This is a genomic window from Azospirillum sp. (assembly GCF_035627195.1).
Classification (GTDB): Bacteria; Pseudomonadota; Alphaproteobacteria; order Azospirillales; family Azospirillaceae; genus Azospirillum.
The window spans coordinates 1-4,548 of sequence record NZ_DASPMG010000310.1 but is presented as its reverse complement, the minus strand read 5'-3'; the positions used below and the strand labels follow the sequence as shown (position 1 = coordinate 4,548).

General features: G+C 70.7%; 5 protein-coding genes. 4 read left to right on the top strand and 1 reads right to left on the bottom strand.

What is annotated here, in order from left to right; translation table 11 throughout:
• Positions 1–358: 358 nt before the first annotated feature.
• Entirely contained in the window at positions 359–1,021 is a 663-nt protein-coding gene (locus VED21_RS28115; protein ID WP_324888339.1) for a zinc-ribbon domain-containing protein, read from the bottom strand.
• A 264-nt stretch (positions 1,022–1,285) separates the two neighbouring features.
• On the opposite strand from VED21_RS28115, the gene ftsE reads away from it, so the two are divergent.
• From ftsE to VED21_RS28095, 4 genes are read left to right on the top strand one after another with little or no spacing between them, the layout of a single operon-like run.
• Positions 1,286–1,966 carry a cell division ATP-binding protein FtsE gene (gene ftsE / locus VED21_RS28110; protein ID WP_324888337.1) on the top strand — a complete coding sequence of 227 codons (681 nt, stop codon included), beginning with the start codon at positions 1,286–1,288 and terminating at the stop codon, positions 1,964–1,966.
• Between the two features lie 3 nt (positions 1,967–1,969).
• On the top strand, positions 1,970–2,854 hold the full coding sequence (locus tag VED21_RS28105; RefSeq protein ID WP_324888335.1) for a hypothetical protein: 885 nt from the start codon (positions 1,970–1,972) through the stop codon (positions 2,852–2,854).
• A gap of 17 nt (positions 2,855–2,871) precedes the next feature.
• Positions 2,872–3,516, top strand: a complete 645-nt coding sequence (locus VED21_RS28100; RefSeq protein WP_324888334.1) for a YdcF family protein — start codon at positions 2,872–2,874, stop codon at positions 3,514–3,516.
• A gap of 12 nt (positions 3,517–3,528) precedes the next feature.
• The gene (locus tag VED21_RS28095; protein ID WP_324888332.1) at positions 3,529–4,305 is read left to right on the top strand and encodes a 1-acyl-sn-glycerol-3-phosphate acyltransferase; all 777 of its coding nucleotides are present in this window, start codon (positions 3,529–3,531) and stop codon (positions 4,303–4,305) included.
• Positions 4,306–4,548: the final 243 nt, after the last annotated feature.

The window sequence follows — 4,548 nt, the reverse complement described above, 5'->3', positions numbered from 1 at the left end:
CATCCGGCGCTTGGCTCAGAACATCTTGCGGGCGCACCCGTTGGACCGGTCAATGAGCCTGAAAATGTTCAGGGCCATGATAAGCGAAGAATTCTTCTTCGAACTCTTTGCTTACATGCGATAGCCCTTGGCGGGGGAGGGAGGGACCCAGCCGCAGGCTGGGAGGGTGGGGGCAAGTTGCTGGCGAGGATCAGCGGCTCATTGCCTGCTGCACAGGCCATTGCCCCCACCCTTCCCAAGCTTCGCTTGGGCCCCTTCCCTCCCCCGCCTCTCGCGCTGGCCAGGGGCCAGCGCTGACGGCGTCAGGCGGATGCCCTTGGCATCCGCTGAGAGCCGGAGGCGAGGGAGGGAGAAGAACTCAACTCCCCTCGAAGGTGATCATCACCTCGGCCACCGCGCCTGGGTCGCGCTGGGTGGAGTGGAAGGTGGCGATCTCGCCGGGCAGCAGCCGGGGCGAGGAGACGTCGATCGTCCAGCTCTGCACCGGCTTGCGGTCGAAGCCCATGGACACCGCGCGCACCTTCGGCACCATGCGCTCGGCGTCGGACACGTTGATGATCTGCCCCTCGACCACCAGGACGGTGACGCCGTTGTCGAGCCGCTGCTCCGACCGGACGTTCTGCAGCTGAAGCCCCGCCCCCGGCGGCTCCACGGCCAGACCGGCTGTCTCGTACAGCAACGCGGCCGGCGGCCAGAGATGGACGATCTGCGCGCGCAGCAGGTAGCCGGCAGCCACCAGCCCCGCCACCACCGCGCCGAACGCGGCCCAGCCGATCAGCGAGCCGCGGTTCCTTGGCCCCCCCGCCGCCTTCTCCTTGCGCTTGCGCTCCGGCGGGGCGAAGGCGGAGCGCAGCTCGCCCGCCAGCGAATCCTCGGCCAGCAGCGTGCGCTCCTCGGCGGCCTGCGGCGCCTGGAACCAGACGTGGCCGCAGCTGCGGCAGCGCACCTTGCGGCCCGCCGGCCCCACCGCCGAATCGGCGACGGTGTACCGCGTGGAGCAGGTCGGACAGGTGAGGATCATCGGGGCGGGCCGCGGTCACGGAATTGGCAGAGTCCTTATAGGAACTTGTCGGCTATGACGCAAGGAAGGGCCCCGCCTCCGCTTGCCACCGCCGATACGGTGCGATGTGGACGGCCGGCCCCGGACGGTGCATTGTGCGCACCCGAACGGACGGCTGCGCGGCCGTGGATCATGGTGGCGCCGCCGATACGGCGGTATTGGAGTGGCTCCGCCCTTCGGGCGGCATGGGTGAGGCACCGCCCTTCGGGCGGCATGGGTGAGATCGTGATTCGCTTCGAGAACGTCGGCCTGCGGTACGGCACCGGCCCGGAGGTGCTGCGCGACATCACCTTCACGCTGCCGCCCGGATCGTTCCATTTCCTCACCGGCGCCAGCGGTGCGGGCAAATCGTCGCTGCTGAAGCTGATGTACCTTGCCCACCGCCCGTCGCGCGGGCTGATCACCGTCTTCGACCGCGACATTTCGCGCGTCGGCCGCGAGGGCCTGCCGGAGCTGCGCCGGCAGATCGGCGTGGTGTTCCAGGACTTCCAGCTGCTCGACCACCTCTCGGCGCTGGACAACGTGGCGCTGCCGCTGCGCATGGCCGGCGCCTCCGAACAAGACGTGGTGGAGCACTGCACGGAACTGTTGCGCTGGGTGGGCCTGGGCAACCACCTGGACGCCCGCCCCTCCACCCTGTCGGGCGGCCAGCAGCAGCGCGTGGCCATCGCGCGCTCCGTCATCAACCGCCCGCGCCTCCTGCTGGCCGACGAGCCGACCGGCAACGTCGACGACGGCATCGGCATGCGCCTGCTCTACCTGTTCGAGGAGTTGCACAAGCTGGGCACCACCGTGGTCATCGCCACCCACAACGAGGCGCTGATCCACCGCTTCGACCACCCGCGCCTGCACCTCGAAAACGGCCGGCTGCACGTGCTGCCGCGCGCCACCCAGCGGTGGGCATAAGCGATGCTGCGCAAACGCTTCGACCTGCCGCTGGCCATGGACCCGACCGGGCGCTTCGTCGCCTGGATCACGGCGGTGATGGTCTACCTCGCCACGCTGGCGCTGGCCGGCTTCATGATCGTATCCGGCATGGCGGAGCGCTGGGAAAGCGGGCTGGCCGGCGGCATCACCGTGCAGGTCGTCCCGCTGGTGGAACCCGGCGTCGCCCCGCTGCCCGAACGCGTGGAGAAGGCGCTGGCCATCCTGCGCGGCACCCCGGGCGTGCGCAGCGCCACGCCCCTGTCGGCCGAGGCGACCTCGCGCCTGATCGAGCCCTGGCTGGGCAGGGAGGCGGCGGCCGACCCGCTGCTGCCGGTGCCGACCGTGATCGACGTGGAAACCACCGGCACCGTCGACGTCGGCGCGCTCGCCACGCGGCTGAAGGCGGCCGCCCCCGGCGTCGCGGTGGACGACCACGCCACGTGGCTGTCCGACCTGCGCGGCTTCGCCCGCGCCATCCAGGTGGCGGCGCTGGGCGTCATGGTGCTGGTGGGCATCGCCGCCGTGACGTCGGTGGTGTTCGCCGTGCGCGCCGGCCTTGCCATCCACCGGCACGTGGTGGAGCTGCTGCACCTGATGGGCGCCACCGACCGCTACGTCTCGCTGCAGTTCGAATCGCACGTGCTTGGCCTGTGCCTGCGCGGGGGCCTGGGCGGGCTGGCGCTGGCCGTCGCCACGCTGGTCGGCGTGCACCGCGCGGCGGGCGGGCTGAGCGCCAGCCTGCTGCCCGACGTGGCGCTGGCGCCGTGGCAATGGCTGCTGCTCGCCGTGGTGCCGCTGGCGGCGTGCGGGCTGGCGGTGGTCACCGCGCGGCGCACCGTGCTGCGCACGCTGGAGAGCATGCCATGAGCGCGGGACGCTGACGCATGGTACGGGCGTTCGGCCGGCGCGACGGGGGTGTGGCGCGGACGCTGGGCCGTGTCCTGGCGGCGCTCGTCCTGCTGGCGCTGGCCTGGGCCGGCGGGCTGGTGTGGTTCGTCGCCACCATCCCGCGCGAGGAGCCGCCGAGCGCCGACGCCGCGGCCCTCCAGCGCACCGACGCCATCGTCGTGCTGACCGGCGGCAGCGCCCGCCTGACCACGGGCCTGAAGCTGCTGGCCGCGGGCGCGGCCAGGAAGCTGTTCGTCTCCGGCGTCTACGAGGGCGTCGACGTGCAGGAGTTGCTGCGCCTGTCGCGCCAGGCGCCGAGCGACGTGGAGTGCTGCATCGTCCTGGGCTACGCCGCCGACAGCACCCTCGGCAACGCCTACGAGACGGAGGGCTGGATGAGCGAGCAGGGCTACACCTCCCTGCGCCTCGTCACCGCCAACTACCACATGCGCCGCAGCCTGCTGGAATTCCGCATGGCGATGCCGGAGGTGGCGATCATCCCCCACCCCGTCATCCCGCCGAACGTCCATCTCACCGACTGGTGGCTGCGCCGCGGCACCGCCAGCCTGCTGATCACCGAATACAACAAGTACCTGGTGGCGGGGCTCCGCTACTGGCTTGAGAAATCCCTCGAATCCTGACACGTTCCGGCCATGGTCTTCCTCCGCTCCCTCACCTTCAACGTCGCCTTCATTGTGTGGACCGCGCTGATGTGCGTGGGCCTCCTGTGGATGCTCTTGCTGCCGCGCGACCGCATGATGGCGGTGGTGCGCTGGTATCTCGGCTCCATCGCCTGGCTGGAGCGCACCATCCTCGGCCTGCGGTTCGAGGTGCGCGGGCGGGAAAACCTGCCGCGCAGCGGCTCCTACATCCTGGCCGCCAAGCACCAGTCGGCGTGGGAGACGATGAAGCTGCACCTCATCGTCCACGACCCGGCCATCGTCCTGAAGCGCGAGCTGACCTGGATCCCGACCTGGGGCTGGTACGCGAAGAAGTCGCGCATGATCGCCGTCGACCGGGGTGCCCGCGGCCGGGCGCTGACCTCGCTGATCGAGAATTCCAAGCCGGTGCGGGACGAGGGGCGGCCCATCGTCATCTTCCCGCAGGGCACGCGCGTGGCGCCCGGCGCCTACCGCAACTACCGCATCGGCGTCGGCGTGCTGTACGAGCAGTTGGGCATCCCCATCGTGCCGATGGCGCTCAACGCCGGGCTCTACTGGCCACGGCGCAGCTTCATCAAGCGGCCGGGCACCATCGTGGTGGAGATCCTGCCGCCGATCCCCGCCGGCCTGCCGCGGCACGAGGCGATGATCGAGCTGGAGAACCGGCTGGAAGCGGCCACCGACCGCCTCGTGGTCGCCGCCGGCGGCCCGGCGACGGTGCGCCCGCACGCGGAATCCCTGGCGGAGACGGCATCCGCTTCCCCCTGAGAACGGGGCGCGGGGAACGCAACGGCGGGAAACGAGGCGCGAGCCGTCGCTTGACCCTTCCCTTCCCACCCCCACCTCTTCCAAGATGGGGAGGCAAGCGGTTGGAATTCCAAACGATTCCCGCCCGCCCGGCGACGCTTCCGCCGGGGCACGGGGCCGGGAAGGAGGGCACATGACGGGCATCGCCGCCATTTCCCAGCAGATCTGGGACATGAAGTACCGCTTCAAGACCCCGGACGGCGA

Excerpts from the sequence above, each read along its gene's own strand:
- VED21_RS28105 (WP_324888335.1), top strand. The coding sequence starts at position 1,970 with ATGCTGCGCAAACGCTTCGACCTGCCGCTGGCCATGGACCCGACCGGG.
- VED21_RS28095 (WP_324888332.1), top strand. The coding sequence starts at position 3,529 with ATGGTCTTCCTCCGCTCCCTCACCTTCAACGTCGCCTTCATTGTGTGG.
- VED21_RS28100 (WP_324888334.1), top strand. The coding sequence starts at position 2,872 with ATGGTACGGGCGTTCGGCCGGCGCGACGGGGGTGTGGCGCGGACGCTG.
- VED21_RS28115 (WP_324888339.1), bottom strand. The coding sequence starts at position 1,021 with ATGATCCTCACCTGTCCGACCTGCTCCACGCGGTACACCGTCGCCGAT.